We start from the raw sequence: 21,178 nt of genomic DNA, 5'->3' as shown, positions 1-21,178 counted from the left end.
TTACAGATCGAATTCACCGGGGCTGATTCCAACTGCATTACAAGCTTCTTTAACAATCTTTTTTTCATCGGAGTCAAAGTTTCCATCCGCACCACCAATGATTATTCCAATTTGAATTATGGCTCTGGCCTGGCCTTCATTTTTTCTTACTTTTGAAATACTCTGAATACATTCAATTTTACCAAAATCAAAATCTTGAGTAAGTTTGTCACAGAAAAAATTGAACTTTTCGCGAAGGACCGAGGCATCGAATATTTTAAGAGTTTCATTGCTCATGATAAAAGCAGCTGTTTTTTGCCTTTCTGTCCCGTCGATGTCTCCATCGGCTGCTGCAACCAGCGCACATATAGCCATTGTAGCATCAGCAAAGTCGTTATTTTTGAATTGGGCAACCTTAGTCGATAGATTTTTATTCATGCTATCTACTTTTTCTTTTAAATTATCCCAGAATGCCATTAGAAATAGTCTCCTTATTTATTCAAGTACTTACCCCAAAACTATTATTGTATAAAGAAACAAGATAGTTGAAGGTGATCTACAGATCTAGTAAAAATTGTAATAATTTCCTGTTTTGTCAAGGTAACACATCATTTTGAGCTCGGTGTTGAGCCAAGTTGAGTACCGGGGCAAGCTTCACTGTAGCCCCGGCAGGCATAACCATTATAATATGCGTTTTATTGTAGAGAAATGCAAGTGTCTATTTTTTGAAAAAGGGGTTTTAAGGCCAACGGGAAAAAAATGTACGCTAATTTTGTCGAAGATAATAAATCCATGCCATGGAAGTCTACGTTTTTCGATCACCCAGGAGTCTGTCTGAGAATAGGCCTTTTATCCAGAAGCGAAGCATTTTCACAAAAAAATCACCGCTATGTATTTGATATATCGACGTCTCGTTCCTCGCTTTGTCGGAGGATGAATTTTTGACTGTAACGAAGAAGATGGGCGAAAGACTGATTATTCAAGGTTCCCTTTTCTGTCGGATAACATGAAATGTGGAGAGATGAGCCATATCGCGAGAACAATCCCTCCGCTTGTCATGGCCAGGAGTGAGATAACTTCAACTTTGTCTGCCCACCCGAGCGATATCAGCCACATGGCAAAAGCTCCGGTCATGAAGTAGACAAAGATCATAAATGATGATGCTGTTCCGACCCCCTTGTCAACCTGCTCAAGGATCAGGTGATTGCTTGGAGGACGGCTGAGGCCGAAGGAAAACGACGCGATGGCCATGGGTATTGCCAGACTCCACGGTTCCTGAAAAAAACCTGCAAACATAATAACACCACCCAGCAGTATCCCGCCAAAACTGAGAGCTAAAATGACGCCAGGTTCTATTTTTTTCTGCAGCCAGGTACAGACAAATGCCCCCGTGACAATTGCCAGTGCGTTAAAGGCGAAGAAATAGCCGAATACCTGTTCGGTGGTCCCATAATTATTGATATAAATTTCTGCTGCCGATCCGATAAAGGCAAAATGCGGCAGAACGATACAGCTAAACAGTAAAACGAGGAGTACATATCTCCTGTTGCTCAAGAGGTATAAATATAAACCAATGGTTTTTATCATACTGTCATTGGACTTCGTGTGCAACGGTTCTGCCATTCGGAAGACTCCGCCCCAGGCAACAAGTCCAATAAAGGCCTGGGCGAAAAATACCCATGGCCAGGAAGCCCAGGTCATAATCCAGCCACCGAAAAGTGGTGCCAGCATCGGTGCCAGCCCCATAATCATAGCCATGTATGCCAGCAGTCGCTGTCGTTCTTTTCCCTGGTAAAGATCTTTGGTGATGGCCATGGAGAGTGCAGAGGCAGATGCGGCCCCGGCGGCCTGGAGCACCCTGAATACAATCAGGCTTACAATATTCTCTGCCCCTGCACAAAAGAGGCTGGCAACGATATACAGCCCAATTCCTGCCAGGAGTGGATAGCGCCTGCCGAACCTGTCGGACAGCGGGCCGTAGATCAGGATGAAGATGCAATAGCTTGTGAAAAAACCAACGAGAGTCAGATTGATAACAGACATCGGTTGCTGCCAGGTGTTGCTCAGCAGGGGCAGGGCAGGGAGGTACATATCTGTTGACAGTGGTGGAAATGCCGCCAGTAACGAGAGCAGCACCAGCATTTTACGGTTTGATGTTTTTGTCATGATTGAGCCTTTCTTTGATTCTCTGTAGAATTACTTCAGGGTTAAATCATAGTAAGCACCCTAACTAATTTGGTTTTAAAAAAATCAGCTCTTAAGATTTTGAGTAATTTTCCTCAAGATTGATTTCAATTGCTCGATATCCTCAGGTGGCACATTCTTACTCATCCGGGTGATATTTTCCTTTGCCAGGGGGATGAGCGAATGCTGCAACGTTCGTCCCTCTCTGGTCAGAGAGACGAGATTGCTCCTGCCGTCGCCAGGATCAGGTCTTCTGATGATAAGACCGTTCTTTTCCAGCTTCTTCAGCAGGGCCATGGTTGACACCTTGCTTCTGTCATAGCGATTTGCCAGGTGCTGCTGGGAAACCCCATCCTGATGTGCGAGGAATGTGAGAATCAGCCATTGCTCCGTGGTAACACTTTGCCCGGCTTCGATAAAGTGTGCATTGAGACTTTCCCTCAGGTGTTTCACACAGGTCATCATCAGCACTGGAAAGGACTCTGCTATATCGTATGTATTGTTGGTATTCTCAGAGTTCCTGGTGGAATGTGAAAAAGATTTCGTCATAGTTTACTGTTCTCCATCCCCGGACCTGTATACTCTGTACAGGCCGCAAGTCCTGCACTGCCATTGTGTGCCCAGGGAGTCTTCAGCCATCAATCAACACGGACATTATTCTTGTGCCTGATTTTGCGAAAGCGGGTGATACAGGCTCCCGAGACCTGTCTCGCCCGGCTCGATTTCTTCTTGACTGGAGCTGTTTCTTACTCCTCGGTTTTATCCCACCAGCCTTTTTTCTTTGCGGTGCGGGAGAGGGCCGCAAAGATTGCCGCTGCCAGGTAGGCAAAGGGCGTCTGGGTGGTAAGGGCAACAAGAAAGAAGGCAAAGCAGAAGACAGCGAAGAGTGTTTCGTAAAATTTCATAATTGTCTCCTTATTACCATGCGGCTCCCAGAATAAAATGAGGAAGCAGAAGAGATATTTTTGGCATTAACACTGTTATGGCAAGGACCGGAATCCAGCAGAGTCCGATAAACCAGAGGCAGGGACCCATCATCTCGTCAATGGGGGTACCGCTGAGACGACCTGAGAGGTAGAGCACCGGTGCGGCCGGAGGGGTGATGCAGCCCAGGCCCGTATTTACACCGACAATGGCGGCGTAATGGATCGGATCGTAGCCTATCTGCATTACGATGGGGAGAAGAATCGGCGTAGTGAGCACTACAACGCTGATATCGTCCATCAGCATTCCCATGACGACCAGAAAAATGTTGATCATCAGCATGATGACGAGGGGGTTGTCGGAAATCCCCTGGAAGAGAGTAAGCAATACACCCGGCAGGTCTTCCAGCAGGTAGAGACGACTGAGCATGGAGACACAGTAGAGCATCACCATGATGACACCAGTTGTGATCGCGGCCTCAACAAGAGTCTGGTAGGTATTTTTGAGATTCAGCCCCTTGTAGATAAACATTCCAACCGGGATGGCATAGAGAATTGCCATGGAAGAAGCTTCTGTGGTGGTCATGATACCGCCATAAATCCCTCCAAGAACAATAATTGGCAGGAAAAGGGACGGAATCGCTGTTTTTCCTCTCGATTTAAAGAGTGCTATTTTATCGGCAGTGGTGCGGTTTCGCTTCTCGTTAGTCACCTTCATGTCGTAGCGTTTGAGGATCCAGCCATTAACTGTACACAGAAGGATGATGGTGATAAACCCCGGAATAACTGTGGCGAGAAAGCAGGCGAGTACCGATTGCCCTGAGATCCATGCAAAAATAATTAGAGTCGCATTGGGAGGAATAAGGAGTCCCAGCAGCGAGGCGTTGGCAATGAGTGCAGCAGAGAGACCCCGCGGGTAGTTTTCCTTTTCGAAGCGGGGAAACATGATGGAACCAACGCAGGAAAGCGTGGCCACGGCAGCACCACAGATGGAGCCGACAATAGCACAGGAGATGGTGGCAACGATGCCGAGTCCGCCATGTTTGTGGCCGACAAAGACGTCGACAAAATCAATCAGATGTCCGCCAATCTTCCCCTTTTCCATAATTCCGCCTGCCGCAATAAAGAGGGCAATAGCAATAAGCGGGACGGAATTCATCTGCTGATAACCGTAGGGCAGAAGTTGAGAAGCCGCGTAGCCGGCACCATCAGGTCCGCCAAAAAAAATGAGGACCAGAGAGGATGCCATGAAGCTCACCGGGACCGGCACCCCGATGACGAGACAGAACATGAGAATAATAAGTGCTAAGAAGATCATTTAGGGCTCCTTTTGAAAAGGTAACGGGCACTGATGATGAAATCTCTGCAGAAGTAAAAAGTCATAAAACCTATCCCTGTAAGGACAGAGAGATAGCCTGCCCAGTAGGGAATTCGCCAGACGGTAGTTTTGGGAATGGCGATGCCGGTTCCCAGGGGGCCTGTGTATCCAAACAGAAAGAATTTCAACGCATACCAGGTAAAAACGGCACACACACTGAAGCTGATGAGATTGCGCAGAAAAATCAATCCGTTGCGCAGGAGTCCTCTTTTTACATAGACGTTGACAAGGTCCGCAGAAATATGGGTTCGTGCCCACGCTCCAGCGGCGGCACCGGCAAAATAGAGCCAGAAAGCAAAGAGTTTCACCCACTCTTCATAGCCATACAAATCTCCTTGAAGCACATAACGAAAGAAAGTTACTGCACAGATAACAGTGGTCAGAAGTACTGTCATGGTAAAACAGGTAACGCAAAAAAAGTTGATCGTTATTTTGTCGAACAGGTTCTTTGGCGTGTTAAAGAGATCAAGCTGAATGAGAGCAGAGCTGCTGCTCTCATATTCATTTTTCGCCATGAGAATACTCCTTTAATGGGTACCTTGAATAATCTTGTATTTCGTTCATATTCAAGGCACATGAGAAAATTTACCGGAGCTATAGTTTAATATTGCGAGGATAAATTTTCGACTGTAACGAAGAAGATGGGCGAGAGACTGATTATTCAAGGTTCCCTAATGTCGCGGGAAAACACCTCCGGAAAGGAATTCTCCGGAGGCATTTGAAAAATGAAAGAAATAAAATGTGTACAGATATCTTATTTCTTTGGTGCCATCTCTTTTACAAATTCATCAATCAGTTCAGGATTCATCGTTTTTTTCAACTTCGGCCATGTTTTTACAATGGCGGCGGTCATCGGTGCCAGTTCTTCCGAGGTGTAATCATATACTGTGATGCCTTTTTTACGCATAAGCTCCATATAGTGATCATCAATTTCTTTGGCATTATCAATGGAAGCCATTGTCGCACTGGTAAAAATGTCCTGAATTACCTTTTGATCTGCAGGGGTGATGGTCTTCCAGATTTTTTCGCTTACCATACAGCCTTGAAATTCAATAGAGTATTTTGTGTTGTACCAGTATTTGATTGCATCGGAGAGATTGGTGTACGCAGCTGCAACGGGATATCCATCGACGCCATCAACAACTCTGGTCTGTATTGCCTGATATACTTCAGGATAGGGAATACCCACTGTTTTGTATCCCATTGCTTCTGCCCCGAATTTATACACATTCATGTTGGGAATACGGACGACAGCACCTTTTGAAACGTTGGGGTTGAGTGGTTCTGCAACTTCTTTTGTCGTGCCTATACCGATGAATCCCTCAATGAAAAAGCCGAGAAGTTTAACGCCGAGACGCTCATTGAACTCACTGAGTTTTTGAAACATCCATTGATCCGGTGCAAAAATACGCCTGGCATCTTCATAGCTGTTCACGTAGCCATTAATGTAAACAAGTTCCATGCGGGGATCGAAATCACTGGGAAGAGAGATGCAGGAGAGGGCGATTGTTCCCTGGATCTGCTCCTGGTACACGGTGGAGTAGTTGCCCAGCTGACTGGAAGGATAGACTTTTATCTCTATCCTTCCGTCTGTCTTCTCTTTCACCTGGCTGGCAATATCATTCATGAAGGCTGTTGCCGGGTGATTTGCAGCGCTCTGACCGGCGAACTTGAGAATTGTCGGACTGGCAAAGACAGTATTGAAGGAAAAGAGTGCGGTGGCTGCTGCGGCGCAAACCGCAGGGAAAATTTTGTTCAGCATGTCAAGCTCCTTGTTGAATGGTTTTCGTCTTGGATGTCTCTTCTTTCGTGTATCCGAATGACGGATTTTTGAATATTTTTTCTCCTTTTCAGTTGAGGATGGGGACGGGGGAGAGACTGTAATGCTTTTCTCCCGCCACCCGTTCATGGACATAATCGTAAATCCTTGAGATGAAAAAGATTACATCTTTGTAGTATTAATTCAACTTGTATTTTTTAAGGATTTTCCATCTTTGAGTGAAGGGAGATGTAATCTTCAGGTACCTCTTCAGCGACGTACACGTATGCCGTTGAACTTTTCAGATGCTCCTCCATGGCGGCGCGTGCTGCCGCCTTATTTTTTGCTTTCAGGGCTGCAAAAAGTTTTTCATGCTCCGCCATGGGACAGTAATCCAGGCGGGAGAAAGGATCGTAGAGTACCAGATAAAGAGAGCTTTGTTCGAGAATCTCGGAAACGCGCAGGAAAAGGACACGGTTATCACTCATTTCCGCTATTTTCAGGTGAATGGCATTGTTATTCGGCCAGTACTCGTTCATGGCTTTTCTTTCAAGGATCTCATATTCCCTGTTGATGATGTGGCGAAGTTCTGCTATCTGCTCATCCGACGCCTTCTCTATGGCCAGTTCAATGGCCATGGACTCAAGGGCCGCCCGCACCTGGAAGGTCTCTTCAATCTCTCTGCGGGTGGGAGTTATCACAAAAGCGCCCCGATTAGGGAAAATATTAACGAGGCCTTCTGACTCAAGGCGTTTTATTGCGCTGCGGACAGGGGTCCGACTGATGCCGAGCTCTTCCGCAAGAGTTGTTTCAACAAGTTTACTTCCTCTGGTGATGTAACGCTTGCGTATGGCCGTTTTTAACTTCTGATAGGCAAATTCCTCGGAAGATCTGTTCTCCTTTTCTTTTTGCTGCTCCTTATCATGCTTTTCAACGTTTTTTGTCATTTTTTTCTCCTGTGAATCAAAAATAGTTGACATGTTTGTTTGATATTCGTACAATCCTTATACATTAATTGTATACAATCTTCAAGTGCAAAAGGGATATACTTAAAAATTAAACAGGAGATACAACATGTTACAAAAAGTCGTAGCAAATATTTTACCATACCTTCCACAGTCCTTTGTATGGCGTTTTTCCAGGGAGTACGTTGCTGGTCAAAATGTTGAACAGGCCATGGAGGAAGTGCAGGCACTCAATAAAATAAAGGTTAAAACTACCATTGATATTCTTGGGGAGTTTATCACCAGCCTTGATCAGGCCGAGCAGAACAAGAGAGAGTATCTCGATCTGATTGAAAGAACGGAAAAAGCAGGTCTTGCCACCAGCTATTCGGTGAAGCCTACATTTTTCGGCCTCTTGCTTGATAAAGAGGTGTGTGAGAAAAATATTCATGAGCTGATCGAAAAGGCTGTCTCCTATAACCGTTTTATCCGGATTGATATGGAAGATTCTCCATGCACCGATATGGAAATTGCCATGTTCCGACGTTTCAAGCAGGAATTCCCCAATCATGTCGGGCTTGTTGTACAGGCAATGTTGAAACGGACAAAAAGTGATATTGAGAGCCTCGCGGATCTCAATACACCTGAAGCACCGGTGAATCTCCGTCTCTGTAAAGGTATCTATGTTGAGCCTGCGGAGATTGCCTTTAAAGATGCGCAGGACGTTCGTGATCATTACCTCGAAGATTTGGAGGTGATGCTGAAATTGAAGATGTTTCCGGCGATTGCCACCCACGATTCGGCCCTCGTTGAAGGTGCGTATAAGCTGTTGGAAAAATATAAAGTTCCCACAGATAAATATGAGTTCCAAATGCTCTATGGCGTAGCACCGGGTTTGCGTCAATCTATCATTGATAAAGGCCATCCCATGCGGGTTTATCTCCCTTATGGTGCCGACTGGTTTGGATATTGCACCCGTCGACTGAAAGAAAATCCAAATATGGTTTCAATGGCTGTCAAAGCAATTTTTGTTAAAGGTTAAAACAAGAGGAATACCTATGAATTTAGTAAACAACGCCATCATCAATGTTCCAGAACCGACCAACGAACCTATTTATTCGTATGCTCCCGGAAGTCCGGAGAGAAAGGCCATGCAGGCTGCGTTGAAAGAAATGGCGGCAACAAAGATTGAAATTCCCATTATCATCGGCGGGAAAGAAGTGAGAACTGGCAATATGGGTAAAGTTACCATGCCTCATGATCACGGCCATGTTCTTGCTGAATACCATAAAGCGGGACCGAAAGAGGTTCAGCAGGCCATTGATTGTGCCGTGGCGAGCCAGGAAATGTGGCGTTCCATTCGCTGGGAAGAGCGTGCGGCGATTATGTTGAAGGTTGCCGAGCTTATCTCGAAAAAATATCGTTATCAGATTAATGCCGGGGCGATGCTGGTTGGTGGAAAAACTGTATTCCAGGCAGAAATTGACGCTGTTTGTGAATTGATTGACTTCCTCCGCTTCAATGCAAAATATGCTGAAGAAATTTATCGTAATCAACCCACTTCTTCTGAAGGAGTGTGGAATTACGTGCAGTACCGCCCGCTGGAAGGCTTTGTCTTTGCCGTTACTCCTTTCAACTTTACCGCGATTGCGGGTAACCTGCCGACTGCTCCCGCCATGATGGGCAATACAGTGGTCTGGAAACCTGCTTCCGCACTTGTATATACGCCATACCTCTTGATGCAGATCTTTGAGGAGGCGGGGCTTCCGCCAGGAGTTATCAACTTTGTTCCCGGCTCTGGTTCTGATGTGGGGAATACTGCACTGGCAAGTGAACACCTTGCAGGAATTCACTTCACCGGTTCCACCCGTGTTTTTCAGTCAATGTGGAAAACTGTCGGCGAAAATATCACCAAATATCATGCATATCCGAGAATTGTCGGGGAAACCGGCGGTAAGGATTTCATCTTTGTGCACAGCTCTGCAGATGCGAAACAGGTCGCCACCGGGATTGTGCGGGGTGCCTTTGAATTCCAGGGTCAAAAATGTTCTGCTGCAAGCCGGGCCTTTATTCCGAAATCTCTCTGGGGCGATATTGAGAAAGAGGTTCGGGCGCAGATGAGTACCATTAAAATGGGTGACCCCACTGATTTCACCAATTTTGTCGGTGCTGTTATCGATAAGGCCGCTTTTGATAATATCTCTTCCTATCTTCAGTACACCAGAGATAACGATGGCGCGGAGATTCTTATCGGCGGTGGATGTGATGACAGCAAAGGCTATTTCGTTGAACCTACCGTCATTCTGGCAACCGATCCCCATTTTAAAACCATGGTTGAAGAGATCTTCGGGCCGGTAATAAGCGTGTATGTTTATGATGACGCTGATTATGAAAAGACCTTGAGGTTGTGTGATGAAAGTTCTCCCTATGCGCTTACTGGAAGTATCTTTGCAAAGGATCGTCTGGCGGTAGGTACTGCCATGGCGGCTCTGGAGCACAGCGCAGGCAATTTCTATATCAACGATAAACCCACCGGTGCTGTTGTCGGTCAACAGCCTTTTGGCGGTGGTCGTGCCTCCGGCACCAACGACAAGGCCGGGTCGGCAGCCAACCTCATGCGCTGGGTTTCCATGAGAACAGTGAAAGAGACATTTCTGGCACCTTCTACTTATGAATACCCCTTTCTGCAAAAGGATTGAGTGAAACTGCGGAGATGCTTCTGCAGTACCCTGTAAAAGAAAACCCCGATACCATGGTTATGGTATTGGGGTTTTTCGGTTTCCCCTGTATAATACCATTTACATTTTGTATTGACCAGAGAACGCAACTGCGTAGATATCTTTTTTGGCGATTACGAATGAGTAATAATTCGTGTTTATCCGAGTCTATTCGTGATTCCTTTTGCAGTTTGTAACCACGAATGGACACGAATGTTCACGAACAGGGACAACGCATTAAACGAAAACGTTTGTATCCGAAGTTAAGCCGTACAGTGCACCAGGATTATTAGTCAACTTTGGGAGTCATCCGAAAGTCGGGGTTGAGCGTTTTACGCTCTCATATTCCCTGTCTTCCGTGGTTTACAAGGGCATTCTCTTATGGTTTTTCAGTAATAATTCGTGTTTATTCGTGTCCATTCGTGGTTCCTTTTGTCGTTTGTAACCATGAATGGATAAACAGGAGACAAAACAGGGTATAACTTAATAGGAATGGTATTATATGGAATTGAGAGACCAGGTGTTTCAACAAGGGGGCCTGGTGGAGAATCAAAAGGGGCATCTTTTAAATGTGAGGTGAAAAATTGGGTATGACCGTTGAAAAGACACAAAATGTAACGGTCCAGTCACAAAGGAAAACAGTGCGTATGCCGCTTTGTTACCTGGCAGCCGGTATGGGATTGGCAATTTTCGCTGGTGTTGTTGCCGGATGGGCCAGGTACTGGTATGGGTATTTTGTACTGGGCCAGGGAGTCCTTGCTGGCTTGTTTATTCCCTGGGCGGCGGTGATTGTCTGCTCAACGACGTTAACTCACCGGAAAACTATAAAAAAGCCATGTTCCATAACACTGGTTCTGATATTTTTTGCCTGTTTCATGGTGGCCCAGGCCATTGGATTTGGTATGGCCCAGCCATGGTTTGATCCTGTGGGCTGGCTGGGGCGGGTGATCCAGGGGGGAACACAAGAGTCGATCTGGGGAATAACCCTTCTCGGGGGCGCGGTCGCAAAGAATTTCCAACTGGGGGTTAACGGGGGATTCTGGATTTTTTTAAACCTGTTCGACCTTTTTTTCATGGTGTTTTTTCTGCTTGTGGGCATTAACAGCCAGCCGAAGGAGAGCCGGTGATTACATGGGCCCGAATCCTGACCTTTTTCGTGGCATTGGGATTACTGGGGGCTGGTGTCTTTGTTCTGGATGCCCAAAAAGAACTGAGTCTTGCATATCGCGCATATAAGCACCGGGACATGGATCAGGCCATGCGCCATGCCAGACGGACGCGTTTTGCCCAGGGAAACAATACAAGAATTACAGCAGAGGCGCTGAAACTGCAGTATGCCATTGCCGTCCGCCGTGGCCATCCTGAAAAAGCAGTCACATTTCTGGGGCAGGCAATCCAGCTTCAGCCAGACTGCGGTTTGTGTTATCTGCGAAGGGGAGATCTTGCTTACACACAGAAAAAGTATGCAGCCGCCCTGAGTGATTTTAAAAAAGGATTTGAGACTTCAAGCCCTTTAACACCTGCGCTGAAATCCTATTATTATGCCCGCCAGGGTTTGTCTCACCTGGCAATCGGAGAGAATAAAAACGCCCAGGAAGATGCCCAAAAGGCCTTGGAATATGATTCGGAATCGCCTCTGGCTTTTTTCCTGGAATCAAAAGTGCGGGACAGGTCCGGTGATATTGACGGTGCGTATGAGAACGCCCGTGTTGCCTATGGCCTTGGCCTGAAACGCCCCGGTTTTTTCTCTTCGCCGGAAGGGGACTTCTGGTTACGCTGCTATGCAGATATCACGATCCGGTATAAAGCGGCGCACAGGCAGCCATGAAATGCATTGGGGCCTTATCCCTGTCTCATTTGCGGGTACCTTGAATAATCAGTCTTTCGCCCATCTTCTTCGTTACAGTCAAAAATTTATCCTCGGAATATCAAACATATACCTCCGGTAAATTTTCTCCTGTGCCTTGAACATGAACGAAATACAAGATTATTCAAGGAACCCTTGCGTTTACTCTCCCTTCCGCGATGTTTATCATAGCCCGGTAGAGTGTGGGAAGGGCGGTCAGTGATGGCCGTTCCTGTCCCGATATGTATTCTCAGAATTTTTTCTCAAGAACTGGTCCAAATGATTAGCAAAAGATTGACGGTCCCGTTTGCTTAGGGCTGATGGGCCACCAGTGTCTATCCCGCTTGACCTGAGGGTATCCATAAAATCTCTGGTACTTAATCTTTCTTTTATGTTTTCCGTTGTATACATTTCACCACGAGGATTTAGAGCAAAACCTCCTTCTTTAACAACGTCTGCAGCTAAAGGAATATCACTGGTGATAACAAGATCTCCAACTTCAAGTCTCTTAACTATTTCTTTGTCGGCGACATCAGGGCCAGGTGAAACGAGAATAAATTTGATATAAGACGATGCTGGTATACGAACAGGTTTGTTCGCAACAAGAGTTAATCGTATGCCTGTTCTTTCAGCGGCTTTAAATAAGATATCTTTGATTACGACCGGACACGCATCTGCATCTACCCATATTTTCATTTTTATATTAATTATGTTGTTCATGTTTTATTTTTATTCTTCATACACTCTTTTGTCGCCTCCCTTTGTCAACAGGCTCAACCTGGGAATGTGGCGACAAAGAGATCATGCGGTTTCATTTATGCGGTCCTCTCAAGGGATAAAAAGTTGGATGTTGTCTATGCAAATAAGTATGGTATAGATTCATTTATAATGTAGTAAAATGCAGTATATAGTAGAAATATATAAGGATACTTTTACTCAAAGAATACTATCTTAAACGGTTGTATTTATAAATAAAACATGCATAATGAAAATTGAAAGCAAAAGGAACCTGCAATCCCTGTAATTCGTGTAAACTGTTGTACTACAGCAGCCATGGATATTGTAGCTTGGTAGAGTCTATCGAGTACATACGTGGAGAATCTTTTAAACTTCGGTTTTATCGAAGATCTTTAAGGATTTATAGAAACGTATAATTTACTATAGTAGACAATAATTTACGCTTAGATTCAAGACTATGATTACACTTTGATGTGCCGCATCGGGAGCCATCGTTTGCCTGTGATCGGCGAGACTGGTGGAAGATCAGCGAGGTAAACATTCAGGATCGCGGCGTTACTTTGCTTGTCTCATGATACCGGAAGAAACAGGATGTTTTCTGCATTGGAGCTGGAGACCATGTTTACACGGCAGGGTCCCTTGAATACTCTTGTATTCCTTGATATTTTGACCAGTGGTGATTGTAATCAATTTAACTGTAAACAAAGGAGAAAAAAATGGATAAAAAGAAAATTCAAGACAGCGTAGTTTTTATGAGCAGTATATCCCTGCCCACTGATGCCAATAATGCCGGGAACGTTCATGGTGGGGTCATCATGAAAATGATTGATAATGCAGCCAGTGTTGTTGGCTTCAAACATGCCGGGACCAATGTAGTAACGGCTTCTATTGATCGTATCAGTTTTCATAATCCTGTTTTTATCGGAGAAGTAATAAGTTTAAAAGCTGGCATAAATCTTACAGGAAGCAGCTCCATGGAAATTGGAGTGAGAGTCGAAGCTGAAAACGTTTTTACAAGAGAAACGAAACACATTGCATCGGCGTATTTGACATTTGTTGCGTTAGATAAAAACGGTAAACCATGCCAGGTGCCAGGATTACTTTTAGAAACTGCAGATGAGAAGCGCAGAAACGCAGAAGCAAAAGACAGGAAAAAAGTAAGAATAGATGAAAGAAAAAAAGAAGAAAATCACCAAAAAAAGTAGTAAATAATTCATTCCCTCAAGGATGTTTTCTTCCCAGGTTGAGACCAGGGAAGAAAACATCCAGCAGGTTTTTTGAGATATAGATCCCAACGTATTTTGTTGTGTAGATAAGGCATGCCTTGTCTCTACGGTGGCGATAATCACCAGAATGGCAACCATCACCGATACCCCGCGAAACGATACAACACCACGTTGTCGCCACAGGGGTATAACGGTGGAATTACATCTTGAACGGAATATATAAGGCCAGGTCAGGTATAAACCACAGCAGGATAATGGAGCCCGCCAGCATGAGAATGAAGGGCCACACCCCGCGAATGACCTCTCCAAGGGGAGCCTGTGAGACTGCCTGGATAACAAAAAGATTCAGGCCCACCGGCGGTGTAATCAGAGCACACTCAATCATTATGACAAAAATCACGGCAAACCATATCGGATCGATTCCCAGTCCTCCGAGTGAGGGGTAGATTACCGGCATCATGATAAGCAGCATCGACATCGATTCGAGAAAAAAGCCCATCAGCAGCAGGACCATGCAGATCAGAAAAACAAACATTGCCGGTTCGGAAATGTTGCTGGTGATCAACAGGGAGATTTCCTGCGGGATGCGGTAGAGAGTGATTGCCTTGCCGAAGAGTTTTGCGCCTGCGACAATGAGAAAAAGGGTGACAGTTGTAACCATCGATTCCTGTACGGCCACATAAAGCATTCCCCAGCTCATCCGCCTCATGGCAGTCACCAGCAGAAGGGAGAGGCTGAAGCCGATCCCCGCCGATTCCGTGGGAGTGAACCAGCCAGCGTAAATTCCGCCAATGACAATTCCCGCAATACAGATGGTGGGGATGGTCTTCAGCGTTGCTGTCCCGCGCTCTGCAGGGGTTGCCTTCGCTACCGGCTGATAGCTGGAGCTGAACTTTCCATAGAGAAAACAGTAGATGATAAAACAGGCTGCCAGCAGCAGACCGGGTCCGATGCCTGCCAGAAACAGCGAGACGATGGACTCCTCGGTAATGACGCCATAGACAATCATCGGGATGGAGGGTGGAATTAAAATTCCCAGAGTTCCACCAGCCGCTACCAGGCCCAGTACAAAAGGGCGGCTGTAGCCGCGCGCTGTCATTTCGCTAATGGCCACAGTTCCGATGGTGGCCGCTGTGGCCAGGGAGGAGCCGGAAATGGCGGAGAAGATGGCACAGCTGATGATGGTAGCAATACCGAGGCCGCCCGGCCAGTGTCCCACCCAGCTTTGTACGGCGGTAAAGAGATCTTTGCCGACGCCACCCTTCAGCAGGATGTTTGACATCAGCAGAAAGAGAGGCACGGAGAGCAGCACAAAATTATCCATGGAACCGTAGAGTGTTAACGGTACCATGGCCAGAGAAAAGCCTTTAACGTAGAGCAGACTCAGGCCAATGCCGCCGAGGGCAAAGGCCACCGGAATGCGGCAGAGGAGCAGGGCAAGGAGTGCCAGCAGGATCCACAGTGTTGTCACGGGGACACCTCCTTTCTGCGGCAGATGGCTTTGATTCCCTCTGCCACTGCCTGAATTGCGAGGAGCCCGAAGCCCGCCGGAATAGAACTTTCTGTGACCCATTTGGGAATGGCGAGGATACTGGAGGTCTTGCGTCCGAGTTCAATGGCATCTCTTACTGTGCCGAGTCCGTACCAGGTGACCACTGCGGAAAAGATGAAGATAACGAGGAGTGCCAGCAGGTCGAAATAACGTATTGCCTTCTTATTGAGAAGATGCTCAAAAAGCTCCACAGTAATGAGCTTGCGGCGTTTCAGAACCTCTGCCGCCGCGAGATAGACCGCCCAGACGAGGAGAAGGCGCGAAAGTTCATCCGCCCAGATGGTGGGGGCGTTGAAAATCTTGCGCATGATCACTTCCCAGGTGACCATCAGGCCGATGGTAAAAAAGAGCCACGCTGCCAGCAGAGCGGCAGCGCGGGTAATGGAATCGATAATTCGCAGCATAATTTACAGCTTTGCAGCTTCGTCGATGAGTTTTTTACCGAGATCTCCGGTGCGCTGGATGTAGCTCTCGATAACTGGTGCGGTGGCTTTGCGCCACAGGCTCCGCTCTTCGCTGGTAAGGGAGATGACATTCATCTTTGTTTTCACAAAGGCGAGATCGGCCTTCTCAATTTGACCGACCTTTTCGCGCAGCTCTTTTTCCACGCGGCGGGCGGATTTGGTGATGATTGCCTTCTGTGTATCGGAGAGTTTCTGCCAGAGTTGCTCGTTGATGATAACTACAAATTCAATATCGGCGTTGTAGGTGAGCGTCATATTGTCCATTACTTCATACAGCTTGCGGGATTTTACCGGAGTGATGCCGGTCATCCCGGCATCAACGGTTCCACGCTGATAGGCCATGAACTGCTGCGAGCCGGAGAGCATGGTGGGCGCAGCTCCGAGGGTGGTGGCCATATCGCCGAGGGTTTTCCCGTAGACGCGAATCTTCATTCCTTTCAAATCGCCAGGGAGACGCACAGGTTTATCCTTTGTAAGGATGATGGAGCTGCCGTAGGCCTGCCACCAGAGGACACGAGTTCCGGTTTTGAGGATGGCTGCATCCAGCTCGGAACGGATAGCGCTGCCGGGAGCGGTGGCTTTTTGTATTTTCTCGGGGGTGTCAAAGACAAAGGGAACATAGAAAATATCAATGGCGGGGATGGTTCCGGCAAACTGCGGTACGGAGACAACACCCATTTCAATGGCACCGGAGGCGACCGCTTCGGGAACCTCCTTGTCTTTGTAGAGCTGCGCGGAGGGATATATTTCCACCTTCAGGTTGCCGTTGCTTTCTTTTTCAACCTCCTGTTTGAAATTCTGCAGGTTGGTTCCGAGATGGTGTTTCAGCGGCAGTTGCAGGGTAATACGCAGGGTTTGCGCCTCCTCTGCAGAAGCAGAGATCGGCAGGAACAGGGCAACGAGCAGAGCCGTTGCGAGAAGGCAACACTTTTTCATAGTAATCCTCTGAAATAAAAAGAGATATTGAAGAATAAAAAACAGCCTGTATTTGGCATGGGAAGGCCCCCGCCCAAGAAAAAAGACTATACCGTAAGGTGAGGAGAATTGCATGAAGAGAGGCTTTAAATGAAAAAAAATGGATTTTTTTTGCAGGAAGAAGACTGTTTTAGGCCCTTGATCAGTGTTTATAAAGAGGACGGCGGGATACTTTTGTTTCGGGTTTTCGTGTCGATGTCTCTTCTGCGAACGGGATGGCAGAGGCAGGAAGTGTGCGTTGCTATTTTCGTCAGGGAGATTATTTTGAGAACTCTTTCAATTTGTTCCAAAATATCTACAGCACAGAGGTCATCATGCAGGCAGAAATAAGTCAATGGCTGGCACAGGTTGCAACACTGCTGCCCTTCGGATACGCTTTCGGGGCAGGAATGGTGTCAGCCGTAAATCCCTGCGGTTTCACCATGCTGCCCATTTATCTCACCCTCTATCTCGGGGCTCAGGATCAAACCTTTCGTGACGGCTCCTTTCTGCTGCGTCTTTTTAAGGCAGTGTGGATTGCCACAGTGGTGACCTCAGGTTTCGGTCTGCTTTTTGGGGCTGTCGGGGTTGCTGTCTCCGCAGGGGGAAGCTATTTGATGGAGTTTATGCCCTGGGTCGCATTGATCGTGGGAGGATTGCTCTTCCTGCTCGGGCTGGCAATGCTCGCCGGGAAAAATCTCTCTTTTGGTGGTTTTCAGAGTCTCTCCGCGAAGATTGGCGATCCCCGTGATATCAGTGTGCGCGGCTTCTTTCTCTTTGGTCTCGCCTTCGGGGCTGCCTCGCTTGGCTGCACCCTGCCGATCTTTCTCATGGTGGTGGGGAGTTCGCTCTCATCAGGGAATTTTCTTACTGGTATCTGGCCTTTTATCAGCTATATCCTTGGTATGGGAAGTATCATCCTGCTGCTGACTCTTGGGATTGCGGTCTTACGTGAGGGGGTTGTGGTCAGCACTCTGCGCAGGGTGATGCCGTGGGTGCAGAAAATTTCCGCAGTTCTGCTGCTGATTGCCGGCGGTTATATTTTCTACTACTGGCTTACCTCCGGGCTGTTGTTTTCCTGAGAAATGTCCCTGGGGCAGGCGGGAGGTCTTCAAACCTTGGAGGTAAACGCCAGACTCCGATATCAAGTTATACCATTCCTATTAAGTTATGCCTCATTTGGGGGGCCCAATCGCGGTTGTACCTGCTCTTAATAATTCCGGGAATTACTACCAGTTTAGCCCACCAATGGTTGTGTAATTCCACTGTTATCGTTACGTTTCCCGTCACAGTGTAGACAAGGCATGCCTTGTCTCTACAACAACATTGTGGGAAACCACTGCCGTGCCGATTTTCTATCAATGGTGATGAATCAATACAAAATGGAAATGGTATTATACCATTTACATTTTGTGTTAACCAGAGAACGCAAAGAGTAAAGATAGAACAACAGCAATTATCTGTTTAATTTTAAAATATTTTTTTAATTTTTTTGCCTTTATTCGAATGTTTAGAGCTTTTATTCGTTGGCAAAAAGTTTTTCGCTGTTCCGTCTTTTGCTTTTCCCTTTCTCCCGTCTCCCTTTTTTTTTCTCCCTCTTATCCAGCTGAAGCAATGGCTTCTGCTATCAGCAGTGCTTCGCGAGTGAGGGCAACATTGTGTACCCGCACCATATCCACCCACGAAGCGCAGGCGAGGGCGGCAACGGTGGCTGTCGCAAAGTCCCGCTGCGATTCTTCCTTGATACCGGTGACGTCACCAAGGAAGCTTTTGCGGCTGTGGGCGAGAAGTATCGGCTGGTGCAGCTCGGCGAAACGATTGAGATGATGGATCAGACTGAGGTTATGCTCCAGTCGTTTGCCGAAGCCGATGCCCGGATCGAGAATGATCTTTTCCCGGCTCACACCTGCGTTGGCAAGGCTGGCAAGGCGTTTGCGGAAAAAGTTTAACACTTCCTCCACCACGTTGTTGTATTGCGGGTTGACCTGCATATTTTGCGGAGTGCCCTGCATGTGCATGATAATCAGCGGAGCGTTGCTTTTTACCGCAACGTTGACCATTGCTTCATCGGCACGGCAGGCGGAAATGTCGTTGAGAATGGTGGCTCCGGCGGCGAGGGCCTGTCGTGCCACCTCTGCCTTCATGGTGTCAATGGAGATGGGAATTGCAGGGTGCTCGCTGTGGATAGCCTCAATGACAGGAATTACCCGGCGCAATTCCTCTTCGAGTCCCACGGAGGTTGCAAAGGGACGGGTGGATTCCCCGCCAATGTCGAGGATATCTGCCCCGTCGGCGATCAGAGATGCTGCCCTGGCGAGGGACGTGTCAACAGTATTGAATCTGCCACCGTCGGAAAAAGAGTCCGGGGTGACGTTGAGTACAGCCATTATTTTTGTACGTGTTTTTGTCATGTTTATCGTCTTTTGCCAGTTATTCTTTGAGCTGTGCGCTGGAGACAGAAAGAGGGCAATGACTGATGTCATTGCCCTCTTTCTGTTCTTTAAGAAATTTTCAGAGAAGCGTTGCTGTTACTCCTCCGGTTTTTCTTTGTCGTCGGATGCTTCTGTCGGTTTTTCTTCCGGTTCTTCAGTGGCGGTGAAAACCGTTTCTTCTTTTTTCTCTTCCGGCTGAATGGGTTGAGTTCTCATCTCCTCTTCTTTCCGGCGGCGTTCTTTGATGTCCTCAGTGTATTTATCGGGACGGAGTCCTTCAATGATGTTCTCCATATCCTCAAGCATGATGGTTTCTTTATCTATCAGTTCCTCAGCCATCTTCTCCAGAATATCCCTGTTTTCAGTAAGAATTTTTTCAGTGGTGGCAACTGCGTCGTTAATAATGCGACGGACAGCGGCATCAATCTGCCGTGCAGTATCTTCGGAGAAATCTCGTGACTGGTTGATGTCCCGACCGAGAAAAATCTGCTCTTCCTTTTTGCCGTAGGTCAGTGGCCCAAGTTCTTCGCTCATGCCCCATTCGCAGACCATCTTGCGGGCCAGGCCGGTGGCGCGTTCAATATCGTTCCCGGCACCGGTGGTGATCTCGTTGAAGATAATCTTTTCGGCGATGCGTCCGCCGTAGAGAATACAGAGTTCATCCTGCAGGTAGGTGAGGCTGTGTGTATATTTATCATCCTCCGGCAACTGCATGGTCAAGCCGAGGGCCCGACCGCGGGGAATAATGGTAACCTTATGTACGGGGTCCGCCTCGGGCAGCATCCAGGCGATAAGAGCATGGCCCGCTTCATGGAAGGCGGTGATCCTTTTTTCACTGTCCTTGATGATCATGGAGCGTCGCTCAGCACCCATCATGATTTTGTCTTTGGCTTTTTCCAGTAATTCCTGATTGATCTGACCGACCCCGGTGCGGGCTGCCATCAGTGCAGCCTCGTTGACGAGATTTTCCAGATCGGCTCCGGAAAAACCGGGAGTTCCGCGAGCGATGAGGTCAAGGTTGACCTGCGGGTCTATCTTGGTTTTGTGTGCATATATTTGAAGAATTTTCCGACGGCCGCCGACATCGGGGACCGAGACTATCACCTGGCGGTCAAAGCGGCCGGGGCGAAGCAGGGCCGGGTCAAGGACGTCGGGACGGTTGGTGGCGGCGATAATGATAACACCGTCGTTGGTTTCAAAACCGTCCATCTCTACAAGAAGCTGGTTGAGGGTCTGCTCGCGCTCGTCATGACCACCTCCAAGTCCAGCACCACGTTGACGTCCTACCGCATCAATTTCATCAATAAAAATGATGCAGGGCGCGTTTTTCTTGCCCTGTGCAAACATGTCACGTACCCGGGAGGCTCCGACACCGACAAACATCTCAACAAAGTCGGAACCAGAGATAGAGAAGAAAGGAACATCCGCCTCGCCGGCAATGGCCTTGGCAAGCAGAGTTTTCCCGGTACCTGGAGGGCCGGTAAGGAGCACACCGGTAGGAATACGGCCACCGAGGATGGTGAATTTTCCGGGATCTTTGAGGAAATCGACAACTTCCTCAAGTTCCTCCTTGGCCTCGTCAATCCCGGCCACGTCGGCAAAGGTCACCTTGTTTTCGGACTGCTCGGTGAGCTTGGCACGATTCTTCCCAAAAGAAAGGGCTCCGCCCTTGCCACCGCCCTGCATCTGGCGCATGAAGAAAACCCACACCCCGATCAGCAGCAGCATTGGGAACCAGGAGACGAAAAGGGTCATCATCCAGTTATCTTTATCCAGCTCCTTCACTTCAATGGAGGCACCTGAGTTGCGGATTATCTCCATAAGCTTGCCGTCGTTGAGCGGGTAAATGGTGCGAAACTTCTGTCCGCTGTTCAGCTCGCCGGTAATGACATCACCGTTAATGGTTACGGAACTGATGCTCTTGTGTTCCACATCGCTGACGAACTCGCTGTAGGGAATAGAGTTGGTGGCTGTCTGTGGTTTGTTAAAGAGATTGAAGAGCAAAATAAAGGTGAGACCGATAACCAGCCACATGCTCAGATTTTTGTAAAAGGTATTCAAACGGACTCTCCATTGATGGGC

General features: G+C 47.5%; 20 protein-coding genes. 6 read left to right on the top strand and 14 right to left on the bottom strand.

Annotated elements, in window-relative coordinates; all coding sequences use genetic code 11:
* From JWG39_RS00460 to JWG39_RS00425, 8 genes are all read right to left on the bottom strand, one after another.
* A complete protein-coding gene (locus tag JWG39_RS00460; protein ID WP_205217375.1) occupies positions 1-456 on the bottom strand; it encodes a tellurite resistance TerB family protein in 456 nt (151 codons plus the stop codon).
* Positions 457-954: 498 nt separating this feature from the next.
* A complete protein-coding gene (locus JWG39_RS00455) occupies positions 955-2,145 on the bottom strand; it encodes a multidrug effflux MFS transporter (protein WP_205217374.1) in 1,191 nt (396 codons plus the stop codon).
* An 84-nt stretch (positions 2,146-2,229) separates the two neighbouring features.
* Positions 2,230-2,712, bottom strand: coding sequence for a MarR family winged helix-turn-helix transcriptional regulator (locus tag JWG39_RS00450; protein ID WP_205217373.1), 483 nt, complete (start codon positions 2,710-2,712; stop codon positions 2,230-2,232).
* A 197-nt stretch (positions 2,713-2,909) separates the two neighbouring features.
* Positions 2,910-3,068, bottom strand: coding sequence for a hypothetical protein (locus tag JWG39_RS00445; protein ID WP_205217372.1), 159 nt, complete (start codon positions 3,066-3,068; stop codon positions 2,910-2,912).
* A gap of 13 nt (positions 3,069-3,081) precedes the next feature.
* A complete protein-coding gene (locus tag JWG39_RS00440) occupies positions 3,082-4,404 on the bottom strand; it encodes a TRAP transporter large permease (protein WP_205217371.1) in 1,323 nt (440 codons plus the stop codon).
* Positions 4,401-4,979: a TRAP transporter small permease gene (locus JWG39_RS00435; RefSeq protein WP_205217370.1), complete on the bottom strand. Its 579-nt coding sequence runs from the start codon at positions 4,977-4,979 to the stop codon at positions 4,401-4,403. Before JWG39_RS00435 ends, JWG39_RS00440 begins: the two co-directional genes overlap by 4 nt.
* 239 nt (positions 4,980-5,218) lie before the next feature.
* Positions 5,219-6,226: a TRAP transporter substrate-binding protein DctP gene (dctP, locus tag JWG39_RS00430; RefSeq protein WP_205217369.1), complete on the bottom strand. Its 1,008-nt coding sequence runs from the start codon at positions 6,224-6,226 to the stop codon at positions 5,219-5,221.
* A gap of 215 nt (positions 6,227-6,441) precedes the next feature.
* The gene (locus JWG39_RS00425; RefSeq protein WP_205217368.1) at positions 6,442-7,170 is read right to left on the bottom strand and encodes a GntR family transcriptional regulator; all 729 of its coding nucleotides are present in this window, start codon (positions 7,168-7,170) and stop codon (positions 6,442-6,444) included.
* A gap of 127 nt (positions 7,171-7,297) precedes the next feature.
* Between JWG39_RS00425 and JWG39_RS00420 the strand changes: the two genes are divergently transcribed.
* The 4 genes from JWG39_RS00420 to JWG39_RS00405 all read left to right on the top strand — a co-directional run bounded on the left by JWG39_RS00420 (position 7,298) and on the right by JWG39_RS00405 (position 11,712).
* Positions 7,298-8,209 (top strand): proline dehydrogenase family protein, encoded by a 912-nt coding sequence (locus JWG39_RS00420; protein WP_205217367.1) that lies wholly within the window; start codon positions 7,298-7,300, stop codon positions 8,207-8,209.
* A gap of 16 nt (positions 8,210-8,225) precedes the next feature.
* Positions 8,226-9,866, top strand: coding sequence for an L-glutamate gamma-semialdehyde dehydrogenase (pruA, locus tag JWG39_RS00415; RefSeq protein WP_205217366.1), 1,641 nt, complete (start codon positions 8,226-8,228; stop codon positions 9,864-9,866).
* 665 nt (positions 9,867-10,531) lie between these two features.
* Entirely contained in the window at positions 10,532-11,011 is a 480-nt protein-coding gene (locus tag JWG39_RS00410) for a hypothetical protein (protein ID WP_205217365.1), read from the top strand.
* Positions 11,008-11,712: a tetratricopeptide repeat protein gene (locus tag JWG39_RS00405; RefSeq protein ID WP_205217364.1), complete on the top strand. Its 705-nt coding sequence runs from the start codon at positions 11,008-11,010 to the stop codon at positions 11,710-11,712. The genes JWG39_RS00410 and JWG39_RS00405 overlap by 4 nt, the downstream gene beginning before the upstream one ends.
* Before the next feature lie 234 nt (positions 11,713-11,946).
* Here JWG39_RS00405 and JWG39_RS00400 read toward each other — a convergent pair whose 3' ends face one another.
* Positions 11,947-12,426, bottom strand: a complete 480-nt coding sequence (locus JWG39_RS00400) for a YaiI/YqxD family protein (RefSeq protein ID WP_205217598.1) — start codon at positions 12,424-12,426, stop codon at positions 11,947-11,949.
* 758 nt (positions 12,427-13,184) lie between these two features.
* On the opposite strand from JWG39_RS00400, the gene JWG39_RS00395 reads away from it, so the two are divergent.
* A complete protein-coding gene (locus tag JWG39_RS00395; RefSeq protein WP_205217363.1) occupies positions 13,185-13,673 on the top strand; it encodes an acyl-CoA thioesterase in 489 nt (162 codons plus the stop codon).
* A 220-nt stretch (positions 13,674-13,893) separates the two neighbouring features.
* Here JWG39_RS00395 and JWG39_RS00390 read toward each other — a convergent pair whose 3' ends face one another.
* From JWG39_RS00390 to JWG39_RS00380, 3 genes are read right to left on the bottom strand one after another with little or no spacing between them, the layout of a single operon-like run.
* The gene (locus JWG39_RS00390) at positions 13,894-15,165 is read right to left on the bottom strand and encodes a TRAP transporter large permease subunit (RefSeq protein ID WP_205217362.1); all 1,272 of its coding nucleotides are present in this window, start codon (positions 15,163-15,165) and stop codon (positions 13,894-13,896) included.
* A complete protein-coding gene (locus JWG39_RS00385; protein WP_205217361.1) occupies positions 15,162-15,650 on the bottom strand; it encodes a TRAP transporter small permease in 489 nt (162 codons plus the stop codon). The genes JWG39_RS00390 and JWG39_RS00385 overlap by 4 nt, the downstream gene beginning before the upstream one ends.
* A gap of 3 nt (positions 15,651-15,653) precedes the next feature.
* The gene (locus tag JWG39_RS00380; protein WP_205217360.1) at positions 15,654-16,646 is read right to left on the bottom strand and encodes a TRAP transporter substrate-binding protein; all 993 of its coding nucleotides are present in this window, start codon (positions 16,644-16,646) and stop codon (positions 15,654-15,656) included.
* A gap of 353 nt (positions 16,647-16,999) precedes the next feature.
* Here JWG39_RS00380 and JWG39_RS00375 point away from each other — a divergent pair, with 353 nt between their 5' ends.
* A complete protein-coding gene (locus JWG39_RS00375; RefSeq protein ID WP_205217359.1) occupies positions 17,000-17,746 on the top strand; it encodes a cytochrome c biogenesis CcdA family protein in 747 nt (248 codons plus the stop codon).
* Between the two features lie 516 nt (positions 17,747-18,262).
* Here the strand turns inward: JWG39_RS00375 and folP are convergent.
* Both folP and ftsH read right to left on the bottom strand, forming a co-directional pair.
* A complete protein-coding gene (gene folP, locus JWG39_RS00370; protein WP_205217358.1) occupies positions 18,263-19,075 on the bottom strand; it encodes a dihydropteroate synthase in 813 nt (270 codons plus the stop codon).
* A 117-nt stretch (positions 19,076-19,192) separates the two neighbouring features.
* Positions 19,193-21,157 (bottom strand): ATP-dependent zinc metalloprotease FtsH, encoded by a 1,965-nt coding sequence (ftsH, locus tag JWG39_RS00365; protein WP_205217357.1) that lies wholly within the window; start codon positions 21,155-21,157, stop codon positions 19,193-19,195.
* Positions 21,158-21,178 lie beyond the last annotated feature (21 nt).

The sequence above is a fragment of the Desulforhopalus vacuolatus genome, from assembly GCF_016918505.1.
GTDB lineage: Bacteria > Desulfobacterota > Desulfobulbia > Desulfobulbales > Desulfocapsaceae > Desulforhopalus > Desulforhopalus vacuolatus.
Note: the sequence above shows the minus strand (reverse complement) of the source record. Positions and strands in the feature narration are given on the sequence as shown.